We start from the raw sequence: 24,524 nt of genomic DNA on the forward strand, positions 1-24,524 counted from the left end.
AGGAGGCGGTGGTGGCGGTCATGAGCGCACCTGAAATGCGCGTCGACGATCACGAAGGCCCCTGGACGGTCGAGGATGTCCTCGCGTTTCCGGAACACCCGGCACGCGCCCGCTTTGAACTTGTGGACGGTGCCCTCATGATGTCCCCCGCTCCCAGCTGGGACCACCAGATCGTGTCCCTCAGGCTGAGCAACCAGATCACCGCAGCCTTGGACCGGTCCGGTGCTCCGTTCCTCGCCGCCGAGGCGGTGAATGTGACGGGGGAATCCAGACTGTTCATCCCCGACATCGCCGTCGTCGACCGCTCCGCCGTCCAGCGGGGAACGTTGGCCGTGCCACTGGAGGCGGTACTCCTGCTGGTGGAGATCGTGTCTCCGTGGAACCGCTCCGCCGACCGCATCCTCAAGCCGGCGCTCTACGCCCAGGCCAAGGTGCCCGCCTTCTGGCGAGTGGAGCTGGAGCCCGATGTGCGTGTGGTCGTGCATGAGCTGGAGGGCGATGCGTACCGCGAAGTCACCACGGTCACCGGCACGGAGTCCGTCCAGGTCGCCGGGGAGTTCACCGTCGACCTGGATGTTGCCGCGCTGCTCGGTGGCCTTGAGGGCTGAGTCACCCTTCGGGGACGGGGTCCATTTCCAGGACGTGGGTCTTCGCGCCGTTCTCATCGGTCCGCAGGCGGCGCAGCCGGATGCCCGGGAGAAGTTCCCTCACCGGCGCGTCCTCGACCGCCGCCCACGCGTATCCGTCCGTGCTGTTCACGCTCGCGACACTCGCACCGCAGGACAACGGGTTCAAGGCTTGCGCCAGTTGCTCCCACTACCGCGCTGAAGCAGCCGCCGCGCCCAGTGGGGTGAGCGCGGCGGCCAGGTGTCAATGTGTGTCCTACTTGACGATCTTCAGCAGCTTGTTCGGGGTGCCCTCGCTCGGGTTGGAGATCTTGTCGGCGGTGGCGCCTTCGGTGAGCGCCTTCGCCACGTCGGCCGGTTTGGCGTCCTGGTGGCCGCTCAGGTAGACGGCGGCGGCGCCCACGACGTGCGGGGTGGCCATCGACGTACCGGAGATGGTGTTGGTGGCGTCGTCCCCGGTGTTCCAGTCGGAGGTGATGTCCGAGCCGGGGGCGTAGAGGTCGACGACCTTGCCGAAGTTGGAGAAGTCGGACTGCTCGTCGGCGTCGGTGCTGGAGGCGACGGTGATCGCGTCCTTGACCCGGGCGGGCGAGCTCTGGCCGGCGTCGGCGGACTCGTTGCCGGCCGCGACGGCGAAGGTGACACCGGAGTCGATGGCCTTCTGCACGGCCGCGTCCAGGGCCTCGTCGGCGGTGCCGCCGAGGCTCATGTTGGCCACGGACGGGCCCTTGTGGTTCTTGGTGACCCAGTCGATGCCGGACACCACCTGTTCGGTGGTGCCCGAGCCCTGGTCGTCCAGGACTCTCACCGCCACGACCTCGGCCTTCTTGGCGACGCCGTGCTCGGTACCGGCGATGGTGCCCGCGACATGGGTGCCGTGGCCGTTGCCGTCGTCGGCGTCGTCGTCGTTGTCGACGGCGTCGAAGCCGGAGGTGACGCGGCCGTCGAAGTCCTTGTGGGAGGCGCGGACCCCGGTGTCGATGACGTACGCGGTGACACCCTCACCCGCGCCGTCCGGGTAGGTGTACTTCTTGTCGCCCTTGGTGTCTTCCTGATCGAGCCGGTCCAGGCCCCAGGACGGCGGGTTCTCCTGGGTGGCCTTGATGGAGTAGCGGTGATTCTGGACGACCTTGGCCACCGACGGGTCGGCGGCCAGCCGCTTGGCCTCGGTCTCGCTGAGGCCGTCCGCGGAGAAGCCGTTGACGGCGGAGTCGTAAGCGCGGCGGAGCCTGCCGCCGTATTCCTGGGCCAGGTCCTTGCCCTGGGCCGCGGCCTTGACGGTCTTTCCGCCCTTGAGCATGACGATGTAGCTGCCGTCGACGGCGTTCTTGGCCTGGGTGCCGTAGACGGTGCCCTCGGCGGGTTTCGCGGTGGCGGCGCCGGCCGGGACGGCCACGAAGGCACCGGCGGTGACGGCACCCGCCGCGGCTATCGCCAGGGTGAGTCGACGCGCGTTGCGCTGCTTGTGTACTGCCATGACGAGGGATCCTCCTCGTGCGGTTGTGGGGGGATCGCGCGCTCGGTGATCGCTCACGCGGGCGCGCCGGCGCCGGAGCGTGTTCGGATCACTCCGGGCTGAGACGAAACCCTGACGGATGGAACCGGGCAATTCAAGATCCTGGCCCATGTGTGACATATGCAACGTCTTCTCGGGACGATCATGACAAGTCCCGTTACTGGTGCGCGACTTGGACCGGCGAGGGCCCGGGCGCCCGGTGCGGCGGCATCGGCGTGTTCCGGGTGTGAGCAGTCGAGGTACGGAACGTGCCGTCGAGATCCTTGGTGCCGGGCGCGGTGGGGCCGCGGCCGGTGCGCGTGGTTTGACGCCCGTTTTAGTTAACCGCTATCTATTGGGGTCGTCGGGGAGGGGGAATCGGTGCAGGACGTGGTGCTGGCGCTGTTGGTCAAGGAGCCGTCGCACGGTTACGACCTGCGCAGACGCCTGACGGCGGCACTCGGGCCGCTCGGGGAGGCGCTGAACGCGGGGCAGGTCTATGTCACGCTCACCCGGCTCGAAAAAGCGGGCCTGGTCGTCCAAGTACGCGAGGAAGCGGCGGTGCGCGGCCCGAGACGCAAGGTGTTCGCCCCGACCGCGGCCGGGCACGAGCGGGTGGCCGCGTGGATGGCCGAGAGCATCGGTCCACGGGCGGATGTGACGGAGGTCCATCTGAAGCTGGTGGCCGCCCGCGAATCCGGCACGGCCGATCCGCTCGCGCTCGTGAACGCGCGTCGGCGGGAACTGATGAGCAGCCTCGCCGAGGCCCAGCGCGCCGCCCTGGTTCACGGCACGGATTCGGAGGCCGGGCTGCTTCTGGAGGGCGTCGCGCTCCGGTTGCAGGCCGATCTGCGCTGGTTGGAGGCGTGCGAGCGGGCCTGGTGCGGCCGTACGCCGCGTGGGAAAGACAGGGGAAACGGATGACGAGAAACGGTCAGCGGGGCCGGCCGCGACGGCGCGGTACGGACGACAGCGCGGGAGCGGGCCGGCCCGGTGCGGAGGCCGGGCCGGTGCTGCGCGCGGTCGGCCTGGCGCGTGTGTACGGCGAGGACGAGAGCGCGATATGGGCCGTCGACGGGGTCGGCCTCGATGTCCCTGCCGGGCAGCTGCTCGCCGTGATGGGGCCCAGCGGCTGCGGCAAGTCCACGCTGCTCCAGCTGCTCGGCGGCCTCGACCGGCCGACCGAGGGCGAGGTGTGGCTCGGCGGGCAGCGCATCGATGACCTCGGCGAGCGGGCGCTCGCCCGGCTGCGGCGCCGCTCCCTCGGGTTCGTCTTCCAGGCCTACCATCTGGTCGACGAGCTGACCGCGGCGGAGAACGTCGAACTGCCCGCGCTGCTTTCCAAAGCCTCGCCCCGCGCCGCCCGCCACCGCGCCGCCGAACTCCTCGACCAGGTCGGACTCGCCGACCGGGCCCGGCATCTGCCCTCACAGCTGTCCGGCGGGCAGCGGCAGCGGATCGCCATCGCACGCGCCCTGGTCAACAAGCCGCTGATCGTCCTCGCCGACGAGCCCACCGGAAACCTCGACAGCGCCGCGACCCAGGATGTCCTCCGGCTCTTCGACGACCTGCGCGCCGCGGGCCAGACCCTGGTCATGGTCACCCACGACGAACGCGTCGCCGCCACCGCCGACCGCGTCGTCTCCCTGCGCGACGGCGCACTGGCCGACGACACAGCCCTGGGGAGCGACACCGGCACCGCACGGCTCGGCGCCCTGCTGAACTGGGAGAACTGACCGTGGGACGCCTGCTGTTGATAGGGCGCCTGGTGCTGCGGGACCTACGCCGCCGCCCCGGCGAGGCCCTCGTCTTCCTGCTCGCCGTCACCGTCGCAAGCACGAGCCTGATCCTCGGCCTTGCGACCGGCAACGCCGTCGACAACGGGTACGAGAAGACGCGCGCGGCCACCGCGGGGCCCGACATCATCGCCACCACGACGGCCGCCGATCCATCCGGCGTGGCCGCACGCCTCGCGGACGCTCCCGGCGTGGCCGAACAGGCCGAGCCCGTCTTCGCGTTCGACACGTACCTCAAGGCCTACGGCAAGAGCGCGCACACCGCGGTCGAAGGGCGCGACACCTCTCAGGACGCCGCGGTGGACCAGCCGCTGGTGACCTCCGGCACCTGGGTACGGCCCGGCGGTGCGGTGCTCGAACGCGGCTTCGCGAAAGCACTCGGCGTGAGCGTCGGTGACCACGTCACCGTCAGCGGACGCGACTATCCGGTGGTCGGAACCGCGATCAGCACGGCCACCTCGGTGTATCCGTGGAGCGACGACGCGCAGGGACCCGGGACGTCCGACTTCGGCGGCAGGATGTGGCTCACCAGCGCAGACACCCGCAAGGCGGCAGGCGACGACCCCGGAGTCCACCTGATCTATCTGAAGCTGGACGATCCCACCGCGACGCAGCACTGGATGAACACCACGTTCGCCGGCTGGAGCGAGACCGACGGCTGGGTCAACACCCACGACTGGCAGGACGTCCTCCAGACCGACAAGGCCATGATCAGGAGCATCCAGCCCGCCCTGGTCGTCGGCGGCTGGCTCCTCGCCGTCGCCGCGATCGTCACCCTCGCCGCACTCGCGACAGCACGCGCCGCCCGGGACAACCGGCGGGCCGCACTGCTCAAGGCCGTCGGCGCCGGACCCGCCACCGTCACCGCCGCCCTGCTCGCGCAGTACCTCCTGCTCGCCCTCCTGGCCACCGCGATCGGCCTGACCGCCGGGACGCTTGCCGCGCCCCACCTGGTCGACCCCAGCGCCGGGCTGCTCAACACCGTCGGCCCCCCGGACTTCGGATCCGTCTTCGCCGCGGTCCTCCTCGCCGTCATCGTCGCGGTGACGGGCGCGCTCCGCCCCGCCCTGCGCGCGGCCCGCACCAGTACCGTCAACGCCCTGACCGACCCGGCACATCTGCCCACGCGGCACCCCCGCCTCAATGCCGTAACGGCGTATCTGCCCGCCTCACTCCTGCTCGGTATCCGGCTGCTCGCACGCCGGCCCGGCCGCGCCGTCCTGGCCGGTGCGGGCTCGGCCGCCACCACGCTCATGGTCACCGCCCTGCTCACCTGGCACACCGAACTCGCCGCGCGGCCCGACTTCACCCACTTCGGCCCCATCGAAGTACGGGCCGACCAGACCGGCCGGGTGCTGCTCGCCGTCACGCTCGTGCTCGTGGCGATGTCCACGCTCAACACCGTGCTCCTCGGTCTGAGCACCGCCGTACAGGCCCGACGCGCCCTGTCCGTCGCCCGCACGCTCGGCGCCACACCCGGCCAGGTCGTCACCGCGCTCTGTGTCGCCGGGCTCCTGCCCGCCGCACCCGGGATCGCGGTGGGCATCCCGGCCGGTCTCGGCCTGTACTGGCTCTTCGGCACCCAGGTCACGCCCCCGGGAACCTGGCTGCTCGCCACCGCGCTCGCCATCCTGCTCGCCGTCGCTGTGCTGACCGCACTGCCCGCGTGGGCCCACACCCGCAGCCCGGTTGGGCACGGCCTGGGCGTCGAGCCCGTCTGATGGCCCCTTCACCAGGGCGCGCTCCCTCCTGGCTGCCGCCCGCGCCCGCGTGGGCGACGAAGGCGTCGGCCTGCCGCGGGACACTGGGCTGCGGCACCCAGCGGTGGGCGAGGATGTGCGCCGGGTAGGCCGTGAGGTCGTGGAGGATCAGGTCCGGCTCGTCGCCCTCGTGCGCCGTCAGGTGCTGCGGGAGCGCCTGGATGGCTTCGGTCAGGAACGGCTCGACGTAGTCGATGAGTTCGGCGCCTTCGGGTATCTCGTCGCGGAGGAGGACCGTCTCGTACGTCCTGGGCTCGGCGCCGGTCGCGGCGACCTTCCCGCCTAGGGCGTGTTTCGAAAGTAGCGCCGGCCGCCCGGAGGGCGGGCCCCGCGGCGTCTGGTGCGTGCGATCGCAAGGCGGAGGGTCGTCCTCGTAGTGGGCCTACTCGGACGATCCCGACAACGCAGCGAACGTGCGTGCCAGGCGTCGCGGGGCAGGCGGGGCTTTCGAAACACGCCCTAGCGCTGGTATCGAGCGAGCACCAGCCCTCCGTCCTTGATCAATCTTTTTCTCAGGCTTTCCCTTCCTATGGCTCCGCTGTAGTACTCCTGCAGCGCGGGCGTGGCCACCTTGTCCTTCCACTCCGGATAGCCGCGCACCGACAGGGCGGGGGCCGGGCGCAGTTGGCCGGCCAGCGCCGTGCCGGTCGCCCAGCCGTGCTCGGGTGTGCGCAGCGCCCGGTCGCGCAGCGCCCCGGTGCCGGTCGGCAGCATCCAGTCGCCGAGCGCGAGCCGGGCCATGTTGCGCGGGCGCAGGAAGAAGTCGAGGAAGCGGACCGCCTCCCGCCGGTACGGGCTGTCCTCGGCGATGGACAGGGTCTGCGGGCTGACGCCCTGGCGCTGGTCGCCGCCGGGCCCGGCGGGCGCGGGCAGCACCGTCCAGGCGAAGCCCTCGGGGGCCTGCTGGACGATCTGCTGGCGGTAGGAGAAGCCGAGCGGCACCATGGCGTACTTTCCGCCGAAGAAGCCGGGGAGGGTGTCCGAACCGCCCATGCCGAGCGTGGACTTGGCCGCCGTTCGGGCGATGGCGCGCGGGACGCGCTGGTCGGCGGCGTCGAAGCGGACCGTGACCTTGCCGTCGGCGCCCCGGTGGAAGATCCGGCCGCCGGTGGAGAGGGCGAGGCCCAGGGTCGCGGCGACGGGTTCCTTGAGCGGCCAGGCGACACCGTACGTCCCGTCCCGGGTGAGCGCTCGCGCCGCGTCCTCGAACTCCGCCCAGCTCCAGGGGTCGCGCACGGTCGGGATGCGCACCCGTGCCCGCTCCAGCAGCTTCCGGTTGGCGATGATCACGCGCGGTTCCTGGAGGAACGGCACGCCGTGGACGCCGTCGCCGAAGGTGGTGGTGGCCCAGCTGTGGGCCGGGATGTCGGCCGTCAGGCGGTCCGGCAAGAGCCCCCGCAGATCGGCGAGGTAGCCGCCGTACGCGAAGTCGGCGAGGTCGTCGGCGGCGTCGTGGATGATGTCGGGTGCCTCGCCGCCCTCGAAGGAGGTGAGGAGCTGGTCGTGGACACCGTCCCAGCTGCCCTGGACGTAGTCCACCCTGATGCCGGGGTGGGCCGCGTTCCACTCCGCCACCAGGCGCTTGTTGGCCTCGACGGACTCCTTCTGCCAGGCCAGCGACTGGAAGCGGAGCACCACCTCTCCCCCGCGGGCGCGGCGCCGGGCGGGGGCGCATCCGGACAGCAGGGCGGCGGAGGCGGCGGAGGCGCCGGTCAGCAGCGTGCGGCGGCGCATCAGGACTTCACCGCCCCGGCCAGGGTCCCGCTGGTGATCCGCCGCTGGATGACGGCGAACAGGACCAGCGAGGGCAGGGTGGCGAGCAGCGAGGCGGCGGCCAGCGGCCCGAGGTCGGCGACGCCTTCCGCGCCGATGAAGTGGGTGAGGACGACCGGCATGGTCTGCTTCTGCGGCGTCTTGAGCAGCACCAGCGCGAAGAAGAACTCGTTCCACGCGGTGATGAAGGCGAAGAGGGCGGTGGCCACGAGGCCGGGCGCCAGCAGCGGCATGGTGACGGACACCAGGATGCGCAGCCGTCCCGCCCCGTCCACGGCCGCGGCCTCCTCCAACTCCCTGGGCACGGCCCGGGCGTATCCCGCGAGCATCCACAGGGCGAACGGCAAGGACCACACCACGTACACCATGATCAGGCCGGACAGGGAGTTGATCAGGTACAGGTTCTTCAGCACGAGGAACAGCGGGATGATCACCAGGACGAAGGGGAACGCCTGGCTGACCACGACCCAGCCGGTGGCCGCCCGGGACAGCGGGGAGCGGTGGTGCCGGGCCATGACGTACGCCATCGGGGTCGCGATGACGACGGTGATGGCCGCGGCGGCGACGGAGGCGGTCAGGCTGTTCGCGGCGGCCCGCAGCAGCGGCTGCTCGTCGAACGCCTGGCGGAAGTTGTCCAGTGTCGGATGGCCGGGGATCCAGCCGGGGTCCGGGCTCATCAGCTCGCGCGGCGGCTTGAACGCGGTGGACAGCAGCCACAGCAGCGGGAACGCGAGGAAGACGAGATAGCCCAGCAGGGCGAGGTACTGCCCGGCGCGAGCGGCCCGGCGCCCGCGCGGCGCGGCGGCCCGGTTCACGCGTCGTCCCCCCTGAGCCGGCCGACGAGGAAGAGCGCGAGGAGCACGGAGACGACCGCGACCAGCACACATCCCATGGCGGCCGCATACCCGAACTGCCCGTAGCGGAACGCCTCCTCGTACGCGAAGAGCATCGGCAGCCGGGTGCGCCCACCGGGCCCGCCGCCGGTCAGGACGTAGACCAGCGCGAAGGAGTTGACGTTCCAGATGAGGCTGAGCGCGCTGATCGCGAGCGCCACGGGCCGGATGGCGGGCCAGGTGACGGTGCGGAAGCGCCGCCAGGCGCCCGCGCCGTCCATCGCCGCGGCCTCGTGCAGCTCCCGCGGTACGCCTCCCAGCGCGGCCAGCAGCGTGACCGCCACCTGCGGCAGCCGAGCCCAGACGCCGACGACGATCACGGCGGGCAGGGCGGTGGTGAGGCTGCCGAGCCAGTCCCGGTCGGTGCCCAGCGTGTCGTTCAGCAGCCCCGCGTCGGGGTGGTAGACGAGCCGCCACATGATGCCGACGACGACCTCGGGCATCGCCCACGGCACGATCGCCAGGGCCCGCGCCAGCCAGCGGAAGCGGAGGTTCTGCGCCAGCAGCAGCGCCAGCCCCAGGGCCAGCACGAACTGCGGCACGGTCACCGCGACCGCCCACACCAGGCCGATCCGGAACGACTCCCAGAAGAGCGTGTCGCGGGCGAGGTCCTGGAAGTTGAGCAGCCCGGTCCACTGGGTCGGCTCGGTCCGGCCGGACTGGGCGTCGGTGAAGGCCAGCCCGATCCCGTACAGCAGCGGGCCGACGCTCAGCAGCAGGATCGGCAGGAGCGCGGGCAGCACCAGGAACCACGCGCCGTGGCCGGCTCCCGGCCTCCGCCGCGCGGCGGGGGCGCCGCCGCCGTCCGGCCCGCGGGCCGGAGGCTTGTCGGACCGCGCCGTCGCGGTCGTGGGTGTCACGCCGTCATCCTGCGGACGGTGCGCGGCGCGCGTCAAGGAGTGCGGTCGGCCGGTCCCAGCAGCGTACGGGCGATGGTCCCGGCCAACGCGGCGGCCTGGGCGGGCTGTTCGAGGTAGAAGTGGCCGCCGGGGAGGCGGGGCGTGATCTCCGCCCGCCCGGTCGTGCTGTGGCGCCAGCTGTCCAGCTGGGCGTCGGTGAAGACGTCATCGGCTCCGCAGCACACCACGAGATCGGTGCCCACGGTGGTGGCCCGGCGCTTGCGCAGAAACGAGTCGCCGAGCGAGAAGTCGGCGCGCAGCAGGGCCGCGGTGCGCTCCCGCAGCACGGGGTGGTCGCGGATCTGCGGGGAGATCGTGCCGCCGGACCTCTCGGCGATGGCGAAGATCTCCTCGTCGGTGGTGAGCAACGGAGAGCCCTCGCAGGGCGGTTCGGCGCTCACCGGACCCGCGTTGGCGGAAACGATGAGGGCGGAGCAGCGCGGCCCGCCGGTCTCCGCGAGCCGGGCCGTCAGACAGAGGCCCAGGTAGGCGCCCACGCTGTGGCCGAAGACGGCGATGTCCTCGCGGTGTCCGGAGACCGCCCGCAGCAGGTCCTCGACCGCGTCCTCGATGGTGGTGACGGGCGCCTCGCGCCACCGCTTGCCGCGCCCGGGCAGCTCCAGCGGCAGCGGCTGGATGCCGTCCGGCAGGGCCTCGGCGAGCCGGTCGAAGACGGCGGCGGAGCCGCCCGCGTGGTGCAGCATGATGAGGGGGCGGGGCGTCATGGGTACCTCCTGCGGACCGTCATACGTACCTCCTGCGGACCGTCGCGGCGAGCACCGCGGATGCGGGAAGGGGCACGGCGGGGCGGCCCGGGGCCGCCCCGCCGTGGTGCCGGACGAGGTCAGCCGGCGGACGGCAGGCCGGGGACCTGGCGCGGTACGAACTCGTAGCCGCGCCGGCTGGTGCGGGCCATCCGGTTGTGCTTGTACTCGTCGACCCCGGAGGCCAGGACCGCGCCGTACTTTTCGAGGTGGATGCCGTCGCCGTACTCGGTCAGGCCCTCGGTGCCGGGGTAGACCTGCACCTGGGTGGGCACGTAGCGGGCGGCGAAGCCCATGCGGTAGTCCGTCTTGCTGCCGGTGTGCGGCAGCGAGGCGTGCATGGTGTTCGACCAGAAGATGACGGCCTCGCCCGGCTTGAGGACCATCGGGAAGGCCTTGGACTCGTCCGGCTTCCAGTTGGGGTCCTTCTGCAGGGTCCGGTAGTCGTAGCCGAAGAAGCCGCGCTTGATGCCGTCCTTCTCGCGCTGGTTGATGGCGTCCGCGTCGTACTCCATTCCCCCGGACTCGTCGTAGTTCATCGTCGTGTGGGTGCCCGGCATCAGCTGCAGGCAGCCGTTCGCTTCAGTGGAGTGGGTGAACGCGGTCCACACCGTGATGGTGCCGATGAAGGCGGGGCGGCCCTCGTCGGACGGCCAGATGATCTGCGGCTTGCCGGTGGCGTGGGCGAAGGTGGCGGCCTGGTGCCAGTCGGTGCCCTCGTCGCCCTGGTACTTGGGGAAGAACTCGCTGCGCCAGCACAGCAGGTTGGGGCCGATGAGGGACGCCACACGGTCGACGATCTCGGGCCGCATGATGTGCTCGGACAGCAGGTCGATGTCCAGGTGGCGGTCGTAGTTGGAGATGTTGGCCTTGCCGTTGCTGTCCGGGTAGATGGCCAGGGAGCGGTCGAGGAGCTGGCGCCGGATGGTGTTCCAGCGGCGGGTCATCTCCTCCGGCTCGAAGATCTTGACCGGGCCGATGTAGCCGTCCCGCTCGAACCGGTCCACCTCTTCGGGGCTGAAGGTGAAGTCGGCCTGCTCGCTCACTGTGGTCATGGCAACTCTCCTTTTGCTACTTGGTGGTCCGGGCGCGGGCGACGGCGTCGGCGAGGGCCTCGCCGATGCTGCGCTCGAACAGGATCTGCATGTCCAGGTCGACACCGAGGTTCTTCTTGGCCCGTTCGCTCAGCTCCAGGGCCAGGACGGAGTGGCCGCCGAGGTCGAGGAAGTTGTCCTGGGCGGACAGGTCGGACTCCTCCAGCACCTCGCCCACCCAAGCGACGGCGAGGTCGTCGGGGTTGGCCGACTGCGTGTCGATGATCGGTTGCGTCATGAACGTGCCACCTCTTCCTCCCAGGACCGGACGACGGCCGCCCGGTCGACTTTTCCGTTGACGGTGCGGGGCAGCCCCGGCAGCCGCAGATAGCGCGCCGGATGCATATAGGCCGGCAACAGGGTCTTGATGTGGTTCCGCAGCTCCCGTGCGGTGGTCGCGCTCCCCTCGCGGGCCACGTAGGCGCAGACCAGGCGGAGGTCGCCGGGCTTGAACTCGCGCACCGTGACGACGGCGTCGAGGACGTCGTCGTGGCGGCGCACGGCGGTCTCGATGTCGCTCAGCTCGATGCGGTAGCCGCGCAGTTTGATCTGGAGGTCGGCGCGGCCCTCGTAGGCGAACCGGCCGTCGGGCAGCTCGCTGACCAGGTCCCCGGTGCGGTAGTAGCGGACGGATGCGCCGGTCTCCCCGTCCGTCACCACCGGGAACTTCTCGGCGGTCAGCTCCGGGCGGCGCAGATAGCCCTCGGCCAGCTGGGCGCCGGCCAGCCACAGTTCACCGGTCTCGCCGAGCGCCACGTCCCGGCCGTCGTCGCCGACGACCCGGGTGGCGAACGACGGCAGCGCGCGCCCGATGACCGAGGCGTCCTGCGACAGATACGCCTCGCCGATCTCCTCGAAGGTCGTGAACACCGTGGTCTCGGTGATCCCGTAGCCGTTGACCAGCCGCGGCCGGTCGAGCCCGAACGCCTTGGCCCAGGGCCGCAGCATGGGGGCGGTGAGCTTCTCGCCGCCGAAGATGACGTAGCGCAGCCCCGAGACGTCCCGGCCGCCGCGCACCGCCGCCTCGGTGAGCGCGAGGAAGGCGGTGGGCGTCTGGTTGATGACGGTGACGCCCCGGTCGATGATGACCGTCAGATACTGCTCGGGCGTACGGGCCGACCAGTGCGGCAGCACCACCAGCTCCGCGCCGCCTGAGAACGCCCCCCACATCTCCCACACCGAGAAGTCGAACGACAGCGAGTGGAACAGCAGCCACCGGTCGTCCGCGGTGAAGTCGAACACCGAGGGGGCGCCGGTGAGGAGGGCCAGTACGTTGGCGTGGCGTACCGGCACGCCCTTGGGGTTCCCGGTGGTTCCGGAGGTGTAGATGACGTACGCCAGGTCCTCGGCGCCCGGCCCCTGGGCACCCGTCATGGGCTCGGGGCGGGCGTCCCGGCGTTCCGTCACGGCCGCGGTGGTGACGACCCTGGTGACCGCGCATCCCTCGTAGACCTCGCCGATCAGTGCGCTCGCACCGCTGTCGGCGAGGATGAAGTCGCTCCGGGAGACCGGGTTGCGCAGGTCCACCGGGACGTACGCGGCGCCGCACTTGAGGATGGCCAGGATCGCGACGATGGCCTCGGTTCCCGGCGACATGCGCAGGGCCACCCGGTCCCCTGCCCTGACCCCCTCGGCGAGCAGGGTGCGGGCCACCGCGTCCGACCAGGCGTCGAGCCGCCGGTAGGAGAGGCGGTCGTCCTCGGCGGACAGCGCGGTCCGCTCCGGTGTGGCCGCGGCGACCTCGCGGAAGAGGCTCACGAGATCGGAATTGCGCGCGATGGGGTCCGAGGTCATGGATTGCAGCAGCATTTCGGGGAACCCTTCTTGCGGCCGTCGGGAATAACAGAAGACATTGAGCGGCGCACCGCGCAGGACCGTGCCCGCCGCGAGTGTTCGCGATGATCCGGCGCCGGGCCGGGATGCGATTGACTATCACCGCCGGGCCTCGGGGGCCTCAATTGAACCTTCGTACAGGCGCGTTCGGGCGCCGTCGGCGAGGCGGGGGCACGGGCCCTTCACCGGCCCGTTACGCTGTGGCCGACCACTGCAGGTGACGGGACGTCATCTGAACGGCCCCGCTCCGACGCGGCGGGGCGCCCTGCCACATGAGCATCAGTCGCACCAGCAGTCACGCAGCAGACCAAGGGGGAAGCGCATGTCGCAGAAACAGGCAAAGCCCGGAGGGGGCACGAACCCCTATCTCTTACTGACGACCACGATGGTCCTCTGGGGCAGCGGCTTCAGCAGTTCCAAGGTCGTTGTCGACCATCTGCCGCACTCCGTGGCGGCTCTGCTGCGCTTCGGCGGCGGGGCGGTGGTCCTGCTCATCGCGCTGCGCTTCGTCCCCTCCCGGCAGGCCACGTCGAAGCGGGACGTGGGGCGGGCCGCCGGGGCGGGGGTGCTCGGGGTCTTCCTGTACAACCTGCTGTTCTTCTGGGGGCTTTCGCTGGCCCCGGCGATGGACAGCACCACCATCATCCCGGTCATGAGCCCCGTGCTGACCACCGGGTTCCTGCTGGTCACCCGCAAGGAGCGGGCGTCGGCCGGGCGCGTGGCGGGGCTGGCGCTGGGGCTGACCGGTGCCGTGATCTTCCTGATCGGCGCGCGGACCGACGCGGGCGCGGGCGGCGACCGGTTCATCGGCGATGTGCTGTTCCTGCTGAGCGCGGGCTGCTGGGCGGCGTTCACCCTGCTCGGCCCCCGGGTGCTGGCCGGGATCGAACCGCTGCGGGCCACGGCGTACGCGATGAGCTGCGGCGCCATTTTGCTGGGGCTCTACAGCGTGCCCTCCGCTTGGCACGCGGACTGGGGCGCGGTGCCCGCCACCACCTGGGTCAACGCGGTGTTCGTGGCGATCGGGCCGACGGCCGTGGCGAACCTCTTCTACTACCGGGGCGTCGGCGCGGTGGGCCCGGCCTCGGCCTCGATCATGATGTTCATGGTGCCCGCGGTCGGCACCCTGTGCTCCTACCTCTTCCTGGGCGAGACGTTCGGTGCGGTCCAGGCGATCGGCGCGGTGGTGCTGCTGGCCGGCGCGGTGCTGGCGGTCACCCAGGGCCGGGCGCGGCCGAAGCCCGAGGAGGCGGCCGGGACGATGGCCGTCGCGGACGCGGAGGACCGTGAACGGCTTCGCTGAGCGGCGCGATTGACCGGCGATTGACCGGAAATCGAGTGAATCTAGCATGATCGCCCGTCCATGCCTTGAGCGAGAACGCGCCATTGCGGCCTGCCGATGACGCCGTCTCAGGGAGCAAGACGATTCCGCACCGTCCGCCACCACAGACCCGCAGGTCGACGGCGGCATCCAGCCGGCCGCGGGAACGGGAAGTGAAGCTCGTCACATGCCTCTGACATCGGCGCCTCCGTATACTGCCCGGGCTCATAAGGCTGACGTGAATCCACCTATTACCCGGACCCCGCGACCCGCGTTTTCGGGAGAGGGAGATACATGGCCACACAGGGAAGCCTGATCGGTTTAGCCGCCAGGAAAGCACCACTGGCACCCAACGCTCGCCGGACCTGGCAGGAAGAGCTGGACCGGGTGCCCTCACTTTCGAGTCGCGAATTCGATGTGTTCCGCCTGCTCGGCGACGGGGAGTCCAACCGATCCATAGCGTCCCGGCTCGCCGTCACCGAACGCACGGTCAAAGCCCATGTGGCGCAGATCCTGACCAAGCTGCGCGTGGAGTCCAGGCTGCAAGCGGGCCTGGTCTCGTATGCCTGGATTGAATCATTGCGCACGACCATGTGACGGGGTATAGGCGCCTCCAAGAGCCGGCCGGCCTCTGCTGCCCTGCGTGAGGCCGGTCCGTCGTGTGTACCAAGGTTCAATTGAGCCCGCTTTCCGCATCCCGGCACCCTGGATATGCCTCTGGAGCTTCCCCACCCCCTGGAGGAATCCGGCATCAGCATTCTCGTGCCACACCAAGCACCACCTTCAACACCATCACCATCACCACCACTGATGACTGTGACCGTGTTCAGATGCGAGTGGAGGCCGAGGCAACTCATGGGCAAGGCTCGGGGCGGTTCCGGCCGCTGGATAGATCACTGGGACCCCGAGAACCGGGAGTTCTGGAAACGTGAGGGCAGCCGCGTCGCACGGCGCAATCTGGTGCTGTCCGTCGCGACCGAACACCTCGGCTTCTCGGTATGGAGCCTGTGGTCGGTCCTGGTCCTCTTCATGTCCCCCGCGACCGGATTCACCTTCGACGCCGGGCAGAAGTTCCTTCTGGTCGTCGTCCCCACCCTGGCCGGGGCGGCGCTCCGGCTGCCCTACCGCTACGCCGTGACCCGCTTCGGCGGCCGCGACTGGACGGTGTGCGCCACCGTCTCCCTGCTGCTCCCCCTCGCGCTGGCGGTCTGGGTGATCCAGCGGCCGGACGCCCCGCTGTGGGTGTTCCTGGTGGCCGGGGCGGCGGCCGGGCTCGGCGGCGGCAACTTCGCCTCGTCGATGACCAACATCAGCGGCATCTTCCCCCGCCGCCACCAGGGCCGGGCGCTGGGGCTCAACGCGGGCGGCGGCAATCTGGGCGTGGCCGTGGTGCAGCTGCTCGGGCTGCTGGTGGCGGCCACCGCCGGTCTGGGCCACCCCGAGTACCTGGCCGCCGCCTATTTGCCCGCGGCCGCCGTGCTGGCGGTGCTGGCCGCCCGGCGGATGGACAACTTCGCGACCGTACGGGCCCGGCCCGGGGCGCTGCGCGAGGCCCTGGCCAGCCGCCACACCTGGTGGATGTCGCTGCTGTACGTCGGCACCTTCGGCTCGTTCATCGGATACGGCTTCGCGTTCGGCCTGGTCCTGCAGTACGAGTTCGGCGCCTCCGGGCTGGAGGCCGTCTCGTACACCTTCCTCGGCCCGCTGCTCGGCTCGCTGTTCCGGCCGCTCGGCGGATGGCTTGCCGACCGGTGGGGCGGGGCGCGGGTGACGCTGGTGGACCTCGCCGCCATGGCCGCCGGAACCGGGGTGCTGCTGCTGGCCTCCGCGACCCACTCGTTCGCCCTGTTCGTCGCCGCCTTCTGCGTGCTCTTCGTGCTGTCGGGGATCGGCAACGGCTCGGCGTACGCCATGATTCCGGCGGTCTTCGCGCAGGACGCGGAGAAGGCCGTCACCGCGGGCGAGGATGCCACCCGCGCCTTCACCCGGGCCCGTGAGCTGTCCGGCGCGGTCATCGGCGTCACCGGCGCGGTCGGCACGCTCGGCGGCGTCGCCGTCAACCTGGCCTTCCGCGCCTGCTACGACGGCCCCGGCGGCACCGGTGACGCCGCGTTCGCCGCCTTCCTCGGCTACTACGCGGTGTGCGCGGTGGTGACCTGGGCGGTCTATCTGCGCGGGGCGCCCGGCGGCGGGCCCGGAGGCGGCCGCTCCGTGCCGCGTGCGGAGGTCTCCCATGTCTGAATCACCGCCGGTGTCCGCATCGCCGCCCTCCACCGCCCTTTCCAGGCCCTCGGCGCGCTCGTCTTCCGCGACCGCCGTGGCGACCCACTGCCCGTACTGCGCCCTGCAGTGCGGCACCCGGCTGGACCACGAGGACGGCGCGGTGGTCGTGACGCCCTCCGACTTCCCCGTCAACCGGGGCGGGCTGTGCCAGAAGGGGTGGACCGCCCCCGCCCTCCTCGACACCCCGGTGCGGCTCCACGCCCCGCTGATCCGGGACGCCCACGGATCGCTGGAACCGGCGGGCTGGCACCGGGCGCTGGACACCGTCGCGGACCGGCTGCGCCGGATCCGGGACGCGCACGGCCCCGACGCGGTGGCGGTGTTCGGCGGCGGCGGGCTGACCAACGAGAAGGCGTACCTGCTGGGCAAGTTCGCCCGGGTGGCGCTGGGCACCAGCCGCATCGACTACAACGGCCGGTTCTGCATGTCCTCCGCGGCGGCCGCCGGGAACGCCGCCTTCGGCCTCGACCGCGGGCTGCCGTTCCCGGTGGCCGACCTCGACGACGCCGAGGTGATCCTGCTGGCCGGGGCGAACCCGGCCGAGACCATGCCGCCGCTGATGCGCCACCTGGCGGGCGCCCGGCTCATCGTCATCGATCCCCGCCGCACCCGGACCGCCGAGGCGGCCGCCCTCCACCTCCAGCCGCAGCCCGGTACGGACCTGGCGCTCGCCCTCGGCCTGCTCCATCTCGTCGTCACCGACGGCGGAATGGACGAGGGCTATCTGCACCGGCGCACCGTCGGGTTCGACGCCGCGTGGCAGCGGGCCGTGGCCTGGTGGCCGGAGCGCGTCGAACGGGTCACCGGGGTGCCGGTGGCCGCCCAGCGCGCGGCGGTACGGATGCTCGGCGAGGCCCGGCGCGCCTACGTCCTCACCGGGCGCGGCGCCGAACAGCACAGCAAGGGCACCGACACCGTCGCGGCCTTCATCAACCTGGCGCTCGCCCTGGGCCTGCCCGGCCGGGCGGGCAGCGGCTACGGCTGCCTCACCGGACAGGGCAACGGGCAGGGCGGCCGGGAGCTGGGCCAGAAGGCCGACCAGCTGCCCGGCTACCGGTCGATCGCCGACCCCGGGGCGCGCGCCGAGGTGGCCGCCGTCTGGGGCGTGCCGCCGCAGGAGCTGCCCGGCCCCGGGCCGAGCGCTTATCAGCTGCTGGACTCCCTCGGCCGCCCCGGCGGACCGCGCGCGCTGCTGGTGTTCGGCTCCAACCCGGTGGTGTCCGCACCGCACGCCGCGCGGATCACCGAGCGGCTGGCCGCGCTGGAGCTGCTGGTGGTGGCCGACTTCATGCCGTCGGAGACGGCGCTGCTGGCCGATGTGGTGCTGCCGGTGACGCAGTGGGCCGAGGAGGAGGGCACCATGACCAACCTGGAGGGCCGGGTGCTGCGCCGCCGCCGGCTCTCCGGGCCCCCGCCGGGGGTACGCGGCGACCTGGACGTGCTGCGCGGACTCGCGATCCGGCTCGGTCAGCCGTCGGAACGTTTCCCCGCCGTACCGCGCGAGGTGTTCGAGGAGCTGCGCCGCGCCACCCGGGGCGGCCGGGCCGACTACTCCGGCGTCAGCTACGAACGGCTCGACGCCGGTGAGGCCCTGCACTGGCCCTGCCCCGCCACCCCGCCCGGGCAGCCGCCCCACCCGGGCACGCCCCGGCTCTTCCTCGACCGCTTCGCCCACCCGGACGGCCGGGCCCGGTTCCGCCCGGTCGACCACCGGGACGCCGCCGAACTCCCCGACGACCGCTTCCCCCTGTTCGCCACGACCGGCCGGGTGCTGGCGCACTACCAGTCCGGCGCCCAGACCCGCGAGGTCCCCGAACTGCTGGCGGCCGACCCGGAGTCGTATCTCGAAGTGCATCCCGACACCGCCGAGCGGGCCGGGCTCGCCGAAGGCGACCTGGCGCGGGTCAGCTCGGCCCGGGGCACGGCCGTCGCCCGGGTGCGGCTGGTGCCGACCCTGCGGGCCGACACCGTCTTCCTGCCGTTCCACTTCACCGCGGACGGCCGGGCCAACCTCATCACCAGTACCGCCCTCGACCCGGAGAGCCACATGCCCGAGTTCAAGGTCTGCGCGGTCCGCATCGCACCCTGGACGGACCCGGCATGAGCGCCGTCGTCGTCGTGGGCAACGGCATCGCCGCCCACCGCCTCGTGGACCGGCTGCACCACCACGGCCACCGGGGCACCGTCACCGTCCTGGGGGCGGAGCCGGTGGCCGCGTACAACCGGGTGCTGCTCCCCTCGGTGCTGGACGGCACGCTCCCGGCCCGCGCCCTGGCCCTGCCCGGTCCGCCGGACGGCACCGTGGTGCGGCTGGGCACCCGGGTCACCGGCATCGACCGGGAACGCCGCCTGGCGCACGCGTCGGACGGCACCAGCCACCCGTACGACCACCTGGTGCTCGCGACCGGCGCCCGGCCCCGGATACCCGCGGTCCCCGGCCTGCTGACGGAAGCCGGACGGCTCGCCGACGGCGTCACCCCGCTGCGTACCGTCGCCGACTGCCGGCGCGTCACCGGCGGGCAGGTGGCGGTGGTCGGCGCCGGGGTGCTCGGGGTGGAAACGGCGCTCGCCCTGCGGCGCGGCGGCACCCGCGTCACCCTGGTGCACCCGCGCCCGTACCCGATGAACCGCCAGCTCGACGCGACGGCCGGGGCGATCCTCGCCCGGTGCTTGCGCGACCACGGCATCCGGCTGGAGCCGTCCCGGCAGGCGGTCGCGTACGCCCCCGGCACCCTCACCCTCGACCGGGGCCAGACCATCGGCACCGACAGCGTCGTGGTGTGCGCCGGGGTCCGGCCGGACATCCGCATCGCCCGGGCCGCCGGACTCGCCGTCGGCACCGGCGTGGTCGTCGATGACACGCTGACCACCGACGATCCGCACATCCACGCCATCGGCGACTGCGCCGAGGAGCACGGCACGGTCCCCGGGCTGGCCACCACCGCCTGGGACCAGGCGGAACGGCTCGCGGCGAGACTCTGCGGCGGCCGGGCCCGGCCCCGCGCGAGCGTGCCCGTGACCCGGCTGAAGGCGCCCGGACTGGACATCGCCGCGTTCGGCCCGCCCGGCCCGGCCGCCGACGTCGAGGAGACGGTGACGCTCCAGGACCCCGCCCGCGGCCGCTACGCCCGGCTGGAACTGCGCGACCAGCGGCTTCTCGGCGCCGTCCTGGTGGGCTACCCCCAGGCCATCGCCTCCTTGAGCACCCTGGGCGACCAGGGGCTGCCGGTGCCCACGGACCGGCTGGCGTTCCTCCTCGGCACCCCCGCCGAGCGCCACGGACCGGTCGAGGTGCCGGACGACGCGGTCCTCTGCCACTGCAACAACGTCACCAAACGCGCCCTGGCCGACAGCTGGCGCGGCGGCGCCCGGGACGCGGCCGCACTCGCCGCGGCCACCCACGCGACCACCGGCTGCGGCAGCTGCGCGGGCGCGGTCCGCGACCTGTGCGCCGCCCTGCACGCCGCCGAGCCCCGGCCCGAACCCGCCGTGGCGGAGGCGGTCCGGTGACCCGCACCCTCGTCGTCGTCGGCCACGGCATGGTCGGCCACTGGCTGGTGGAGCGCGTCCGGGACCGGGACCTGGAAGAACGGTGGCGCATCGTCATCCTCGCCGAGGAACCCCGGCCCGCCTACGACCGCGTCTCGCTCTCGTCACACCTCGAAGGCGGGGCGGACGGGGACGCCGGGGCGCTCGATCTGACCGGCCCGGACCTCCTCGACGACCCCATGGCCGACCTCCGGCTCAACACCACCGCCGTCTCCGTCGACCGCCGCGCCCGCACCGTCACCAGCGCGGACGGCACCGTGACGGGCTACGACGCGCTGGCCCTGGCCACCGGCTCCCGGCCCTTCGTCCCGCCGATCTCGGGACGCGACCTGCCGGGCTGCTTCCGCTACCGGACCGTCGAGGACATCGAGGCCATCCGGGCGGCGTCCGTCCCCGGCCGGGCGGGCGTCGTCGTCGGCGGCGGGCTCCTCGGCCTGGAGGCGGCCAACGCGCTGCGGCTGCTGGGCATGCGGCCGCATGTGGTGGAGACCGCCTCGCATCTGCTGCCGCTCCAGATCGACGCCGGAGCCGGGCAGGTCCTCGCCGACCTCGTCGGCAAGCTCGGGGTCCAGCCCCACTGCGGAACCATCACCCGGTCCGTCGACGCAGGACCCGACGGGCGGGTGTGCGCGGTGACCCTCGACGACCACACCCGCCTGGACGCGGCCCTGGTCATCTTCGCGACCGGCGTACGCCCCCGCGACGACCTGGCCGAACCCTCCGGTCTGGCGCGCGGGCCCCGCGGCGGCTTCCTCGTCGACGACCACTGCCGCACCACCGACCCCCGGATCTGGGCGATCGGCGAATGCGCCGCCGTGCAGGGGCGCTGCTACGGGCTCGTCGCCCCCGGCTACCGCATGGCCGAATCCGTCGCCGCGCAACTCCTCGGCCTCCCGGCCCGGCCCTTCGCAGGGGCCGACACCTCCACCCGGCTCAAACTGCTCGGCGTCGACGTCGCCAGCTTCGGCGACTGCCACGCCGAGACACCCGGCGCCCTCGAATTCGTCCGCCACCACCACCGGTCGGGCAGCTACGCCAAGCTCGTCCTCGCCGACGACTCCCGCACCCTGCTCGGCGGCGTCCTGGCGGGCGACACCACCGCCTACCCGCTTCTGCACTCCCTGATCGGCCGCGCCTTGCCCGCCGGCCCCGAACAGTTGCTGCTCGGCACGCCCCACCAGAGAAGGGAACCCGCATGGACGTGATGACGGCCATCCTCACCCGCCGCAGCGAGCACAAGCTCGCCGGTCCCGCCCCCAGCCCCGAGGAGTTCCGCTACCTGCTCAAGGCCGCCTCATGCGCCCCCGACCACGGCATGCTGCGGCCCTGGCGCTGGCTGCTGATATCCGGCGACGCCCGCGACGCGCTCGCCGCCGCCCTGGCCGAGGACAACGGCAAGAGCGTCGAGGCGATGCGCGCCAAGACCCGGCGGGCGCCCCTGCTGGCCACGCTCGTGTTCTCCCCCGACACCGTCTCCCCGGTGCCGGAATGGGAGCAGATGGCGGCCGTCAGCGCGATGACCACCTCCCTGATGCTGCTGCTCCACGCCCGCGGCTTCGGCAGTATCTGGCGGACCGGCGCCCAGCTCGACGCCGAACCGGTCCGCAAACTGCTCGACGTGGACCAGGCGGAACGCGTCCTGGGCTGGCTGTACATCGGCACGGTGGACCCGGACCGCCCGACCCGCCGCCGCCAGGCCCCCGACGTGGGCGACCGCGTGCGGATCTTCAGACCCTCTTTCTAAGGGCTCGGTACGCCTCCTAAGGGCTCGGTACGCCTCCGGGCCCTGCGCTGCCGGGTGGGAGACTGGGCCGTCCGGGGCCGGGCGGTCCGGACCCGGTTCGGCGGCGGAGAGGTACGGCGTGGCGGACGCGGGGTTCACGGAGGAACGGGCGCGGGCGGTGCTCGGCGCCGCGCTGCCGCACGGCACGGCCGACGCCGCCGGGGCCCGGCTGCTGGCGCTCGGCGAGAACGCCGTCTTCGCCCTCGACCGCCTCTCCCTGGTGGTCCGCATCAGCCGCGACCTCGGCGTACGGGAACGGGCCGCGCGGGAGCTGCGGGTCGCCGACTGGCTGGCCCGGGAGGGGGTGCCCGCGGTGCGTCCGGACCGCCGTTTCGGCGGCGCGGAGCAGCCGCTCGCCCACGACGGCCACCTGGTCACCTACTGGCAGCGGCTCCCGCCGCCGGAGCGCCCCGCCGGGCCGCGCGACCTCGCCGCGCTGCTGCGGCGGGTGCACGCCCTGCCGGAACCTCCGCCGGACCTGACGCTGCCCCGCCGTGATCTGCTGGGCGGGATCGAACGCTGGCTGCGGCTGGCCGGGGAGGCGATCGATCCGGCGGACGCCGCGTATCTGCGCGCCCGCCGCGACGACATCACGGCGGCCACGGCGGAGCTGACCCCGCACCTGGCGCCCGGCCCGATCCACGGCGACGCGCTGCCGCGCAACGTGCACATCGGGCCGGACGGTCCGGTCCTGGTCGACCTGGAAACGTTCGCCACCGATCTGCGCGAGCACGACCTCGTCGTGATGGCACTGACCCGGGACCGCTACGGGCTCGGCGCGGCGGCGTACGACGAGTTCACCACGGCGTACGGCTGGGATGTGCGGGAGTGGTCCGGCTGCGCGGTGCTGCGGGGCGCGCGGGAGACGGCCAGCTGCGCATGGGTGGCCCAGCACGCGCCGGGGAACCCGGCGGCACTGGCCGAGTTCCGCCGTCGGGTGGCCTCGCTGCGCGAGGGCGACGCGTCGGTGCGCTGGTACCCGTTCTAGTGCCGCGTCAGCCAAGGTTCACCCCGCTCGCCGCCCTGGCACGGCCATCTGCGGCGTTGCCGAATCGACCGAGTAGGCCCACTACGAGGCCGATCCGGCGCCTTGCATCTGACCGCACCAGGACGCCTCGCTACCGGGCAAACCTTGACTGACGCGGCACTAGCCGGCGGCGCGCCACGCGGGGTCGCGGCCGCTGAGCCCGACCGCCCGGTCCAGCACGGACGCGTCCTCGGGCACCGGCACCACGGGACCGAACCCGCCGCCCCGCGCCTCCTCCGGAAACGCGGACAGCAGCCCGACGACGGCCTCGGCGCTGCGCCGGTCACAGTCGAAGGGCTGGCCGGTGGCGCGGGCCAGATCCCAGCCGTGGATCACCAGCTCGTCCAGCGCGAAGAGCCCGATGGCATCGGCGGCCATGGTGACGCCCCCGGCCTGGGTGGTGCCCTCCCAGGCGGCCGGGTCGCGCCAGGCCGCGGCCAAATCGTCCAGCCGGCGCGGCAGCTCCCGGCGCCAGCCGGGGTCCAGCCCCTCGGCGGATCCCTGTCCCGGCCGGGGCTGCGGGCCCGGCCCGCCGGTGGTCTTCCGCGCCGCGTCGCGCATGCCGATCGTGAACCCCATGAAATGGTCGAGCAGCTCTCCCACGGAGTAGTCCCCGCAAGGGGTGGGCGCCCCGAGCTGGTCGTCCGAGACGCCGCTGAGCAGCGCCGTCACCCGCTGGGCCACGGGGCCGAGATCAATGCGGCCCGTCTGGTCCGTCTGATCCGTCTGATCCGTCCGGTCGGTCATCGGTGGCTCTCCTCTTTCTCCGGTTCTCCGGTTCTCCGGTTCTCCGGTTCTCCGGTCCGCTCCCCCTCACCTGTACGGACCGGCCGGGCGGCGGAAACTCATCGGTGGTGCCCGGCGCTACCCGACCGCCGCCCCCGCCTCGCGCAGCGGCCAGCCGCCGTCCACGACCGCGTCCGGGGTGCCCTTGCGGCGCAGCCACGACTGGAAGTCGGCGGCCCAGTGCGCATACCACCCCACCTGCTTGTGGTGCAGCTCCCACAGCTCCAGCCCGGCGACCTGACGGTGCCGCTCGGCGAGCGCGCAGGCGACCCGCACCGCGGCGAGGGCGTCCGCCCCGGCCTCGTGGGCGCGCTCGTGGGCCACCCCGTACTCCCCGCAAACCGCCTCCAGCGTGCGCTTGCCCTTGCGGTAGCGGTCGACGGCACGGTCTATCGTGTACGGATCCACGACCGGGCCGGTCGGCGCACCGCCCAGCCGCTCGCTCAGCGAGCGCAGCCCATGGCGGTCCAACTCGGCGGTGAGCAGGCTCAGATCGAACGCCGCGTTGTACGCCACCACCGGCGCGCCCGTGCGCCAGTGCGCCACCAGCACGTCCGCGATCTCGTCGGCCACCTCGCGTATGGGCCGACCCGCCGCCGCCCGCTCGTTGGTGATCCCGTGCACGGCCACCGCATCGTCCGGAATGGGCACTTCCGGCGCGGCCAGCCACTCGTGCCGGCCGATCGGCTCCCCGTCCCGCACCTCGACCACCGCCGCCGTCACGATCCGCGCCTCGCGCGGGTCCGTGCCCGTCGTCTCCAGATCGAACCCGATCAGCAGCTCCCTGTGCCAGCTCATGGCGGTTGCCCTCCCTTTGTTGTGCTTCCCCCAGGTGTCGCCAC

At 72.5% G+C, this 24,524-nt stretch carries 23 protein-coding genes and 1 pseudogene; 12 read left to right on the top strand and 12 right to left on the bottom strand.

What is annotated here, in order from left to right:
- The first annotated feature begins 8 nt into the window (after positions 1-8).
- Entirely contained in the window at positions 9-608 is a 600-nt protein-coding gene (locus ASC60_RS11115; protein ID WP_159043235.1) for a Uma2 family endonuclease, read from the top strand.
- A 1-nt stretch (position 609) separates the two neighbouring features.
- Here ASC60_RS11115 and ASC60_RS11120 read toward each other — a convergent pair whose 3' ends face one another.
- Together ASC60_RS11120 and ASC60_RS11125 are read right to left on the bottom strand one after the other, a co-directional pair.
- On the bottom strand, positions 610-759 hold the full coding sequence (locus ASC60_RS11120; RefSeq protein WP_199830923.1) for a hypothetical protein: 150 nt from the start codon (positions 757-759) through the stop codon (positions 610-612).
- A gap of 123 nt (positions 760-882) precedes the next feature.
- Entirely contained in the window at positions 883-2,103 is a 1,221-nt protein-coding gene (locus ASC60_RS11125; RefSeq protein ID WP_055549457.1) for a S8 family peptidase, read from the bottom strand.
- Positions 2,104-2,502: 399 nt separating this feature from the next.
- On the opposite strand from ASC60_RS11125, the gene ASC60_RS11130 reads away from it, so the two are divergent.
- From ASC60_RS11130 to ASC60_RS11140, 3 genes are read left to right on the top strand one after another with little or no spacing between them, the layout of a single operon-like run.
- Complete coding sequence (locus ASC60_RS11130; protein WP_055549459.1) at positions 2,503-3,045, top strand: PadR family transcriptional regulator; 543 nt, start codon at positions 2,503-2,505, stop codon at positions 3,043-3,045.
- Positions 3,042-3,857, top strand: coding sequence for an ABC transporter ATP-binding protein (locus ASC60_RS11135; RefSeq protein WP_055549461.1), 816 nt, complete (start codon positions 3,042-3,044; stop codon positions 3,855-3,857). The genes ASC60_RS11130 and ASC60_RS11135 overlap by 4 nt, the downstream gene beginning before the upstream one ends.
- 2 nt (positions 3,858-3,859) lie before the next feature.
- Positions 3,860-5,638, top strand: coding sequence for an FtsX-like permease family protein (locus ASC60_RS11140; protein ID WP_055549463.1), 1,779 nt, complete (start codon positions 3,860-3,862; stop codon positions 5,636-5,638).
- Between the two features lie 79 nt (positions 5,639-5,717).
- Here ASC60_RS11140 and ASC60_RS42745 read toward each other — a convergent pair.
- From ASC60_RS42745 to ASC60_RS11180, 8 genes and pseudogenes are all read right to left on the bottom strand, one after another.
- A pseudogene (locus ASC60_RS42745) lies at positions 5,718-5,954 on the bottom strand (glycosyl transferase); the annotation flags it as partial.
- A gap of 182 nt (positions 5,955-6,136) precedes the next feature.
- The gene (locus ASC60_RS11150; protein ID WP_079038316.1) at positions 6,137-7,411 is read right to left on the bottom strand and encodes an ABC transporter substrate-binding protein; all 1,275 of its coding nucleotides are present in this window, start codon (positions 7,409-7,411) and stop codon (positions 6,137-6,139) included.
- Entirely contained in the window at positions 7,411-8,265 is an 855-nt protein-coding gene (locus ASC60_RS11155) for a carbohydrate ABC transporter permease (protein WP_055549466.1), read from the bottom strand. Before ASC60_RS11155 ends, ASC60_RS11150 begins: the two co-directional genes overlap by 1 nt.
- Positions 8,262-9,203: a carbohydrate ABC transporter permease gene (locus tag ASC60_RS11160; RefSeq protein ID WP_055549468.1), complete on the bottom strand. Its 942-nt coding sequence runs from the start codon at positions 9,201-9,203 to the stop codon at positions 8,262-8,264. The genes ASC60_RS11155 and ASC60_RS11160 overlap by 4 nt, the downstream gene beginning before the upstream one ends.
- A 32-nt stretch (positions 9,204-9,235) precedes the next feature.
- Positions 9,236-9,967, bottom strand: coding sequence for a thioesterase II family protein (locus tag ASC60_RS11165; protein WP_055549470.1), 732 nt, complete (start codon positions 9,965-9,967; stop codon positions 9,236-9,238).
- Between the two features lie 119 nt (positions 9,968-10,086).
- Entirely contained in the window at positions 10,087-11,061 is a 975-nt protein-coding gene (locus ASC60_RS11170) for a chlorinating enzyme (RefSeq protein ID WP_055549472.1), read from the bottom strand.
- A gap of 16 nt (positions 11,062-11,077) precedes the next feature.
- Positions 11,078-11,338 carry a phosphopantetheine-binding protein gene (locus ASC60_RS11175; protein WP_055549474.1) on the bottom strand — a complete coding sequence of 87 codons (261 nt, stop codon included), beginning with the start codon at positions 11,336-11,338 and terminating at the stop codon, positions 11,078-11,080.
- Complete coding sequence (locus ASC60_RS11180) at positions 11,335-12,909, bottom strand: amino acid adenylation domain-containing protein (RefSeq protein ID WP_234356889.1); 1,575 nt, start codon at positions 12,907-12,909, stop codon at positions 11,335-11,337. Before ASC60_RS11180 ends, ASC60_RS11175 begins: the two co-directional genes overlap by 4 nt.
- Before the next feature lie 346 nt (positions 12,910-13,255).
- Here ASC60_RS11180 and ASC60_RS11185 point away from each other — a divergent pair, with 346 nt between their 5' ends.
- The 8 genes from ASC60_RS11185 to ASC60_RS11220 all read left to right on the top strand — a co-directional run bounded on the left by ASC60_RS11185 (position 13,256) and on the right by ASC60_RS11220 (position 22,857).
- On the top strand, positions 13,256-14,236 hold the full coding sequence (locus ASC60_RS11185) for a DMT family transporter (protein ID WP_055549478.1): 981 nt from the start codon (positions 13,256-13,258) through the stop codon (positions 14,234-14,236).
- Positions 14,237-14,548: 312 nt separating this feature from the next.
- A complete protein-coding gene (locus ASC60_RS11190) occupies positions 14,549-14,851 on the top strand; it encodes a response regulator transcription factor (protein ID WP_079038317.1) in 303 nt (100 codons plus the stop codon).
- Between the two features lie 258 nt (positions 14,852-15,109).
- A complete protein-coding gene (locus ASC60_RS11195; protein ID WP_055549480.1) occupies positions 15,110-16,495 on the top strand; it encodes an MFS transporter in 1,386 nt (461 codons plus the stop codon).
- Complete coding sequence (locus tag ASC60_RS11200) at positions 16,488-18,641, top strand: molybdopterin oxidoreductase family protein (protein ID WP_055549482.1); 2,154 nt, start codon at positions 16,488-16,490, stop codon at positions 18,639-18,641. Before ASC60_RS11195 ends, ASC60_RS11200 begins: the two co-directional genes overlap by 8 nt.
- Positions 18,638-20,047, top strand: a complete 1,410-nt coding sequence (locus ASC60_RS11205) for an NAD(P)/FAD-dependent oxidoreductase (protein WP_055549484.1) — start codon at positions 18,638-18,640, stop codon at positions 20,045-20,047. The genes ASC60_RS11200 and ASC60_RS11205 overlap by 4 nt, the downstream gene beginning before the upstream one ends.
- The gene (locus ASC60_RS11210) at positions 20,044-21,291 is read left to right on the top strand and encodes an NAD(P)/FAD-dependent oxidoreductase (RefSeq protein ID WP_055549486.1); all 1,248 of its coding nucleotides are present in this window, start codon (positions 20,044-20,046) and stop codon (positions 21,289-21,291) included. The genes ASC60_RS11205 and ASC60_RS11210 overlap by 4 nt, the downstream gene beginning before the upstream one ends.
- Complete coding sequence (locus tag ASC60_RS11215; protein ID WP_055549488.1) at positions 21,282-21,830, top strand: nitroreductase; 549 nt, start codon at positions 21,282-21,284, stop codon at positions 21,828-21,830. The genes ASC60_RS11210 and ASC60_RS11215 overlap by 10 nt, the downstream gene beginning before the upstream one ends.
- Before the next feature lie 118 nt (positions 21,831-21,948).
- Positions 21,949-22,857: a phosphotransferase enzyme family protein gene (locus ASC60_RS11220; protein ID WP_055549490.1), complete on the top strand. Its 909-nt coding sequence runs from the start codon at positions 21,949-21,951 to the stop codon at positions 22,855-22,857.
- 159 nt (positions 22,858-23,016) lie between these two features.
- Here ASC60_RS11220 and ASC60_RS11225 read toward each other — a convergent pair whose 3' ends face one another.
- Together ASC60_RS11225 and ASC60_RS11230 are read right to left on the bottom strand one after the other, a co-directional pair.
- Positions 23,017-23,643, bottom strand: coding sequence for a TIGR03086 family metal-binding protein (locus ASC60_RS11225; RefSeq protein WP_055549491.1), 627 nt, complete (start codon positions 23,641-23,643; stop codon positions 23,017-23,019).
- A gap of 117 nt (positions 23,644-23,760) precedes the next feature.
- A complete protein-coding gene (locus tag ASC60_RS11230; RefSeq protein ID WP_055549493.1) occupies positions 23,761-24,480 on the bottom strand; it encodes a 3'-5' exonuclease in 720 nt (239 codons plus the stop codon).
- Between the last annotated feature and the right edge of the window lie 44 nt (positions 24,481-24,524).

The sequence above is a fragment of the Streptomyces sp. NBRC 110028 genome, assembly GCF_001417735.1.
Lineage (GTDB): Bacteria > Actinomycetota > Actinomycetes > Streptomycetales > Streptomycetaceae > Streptomyces.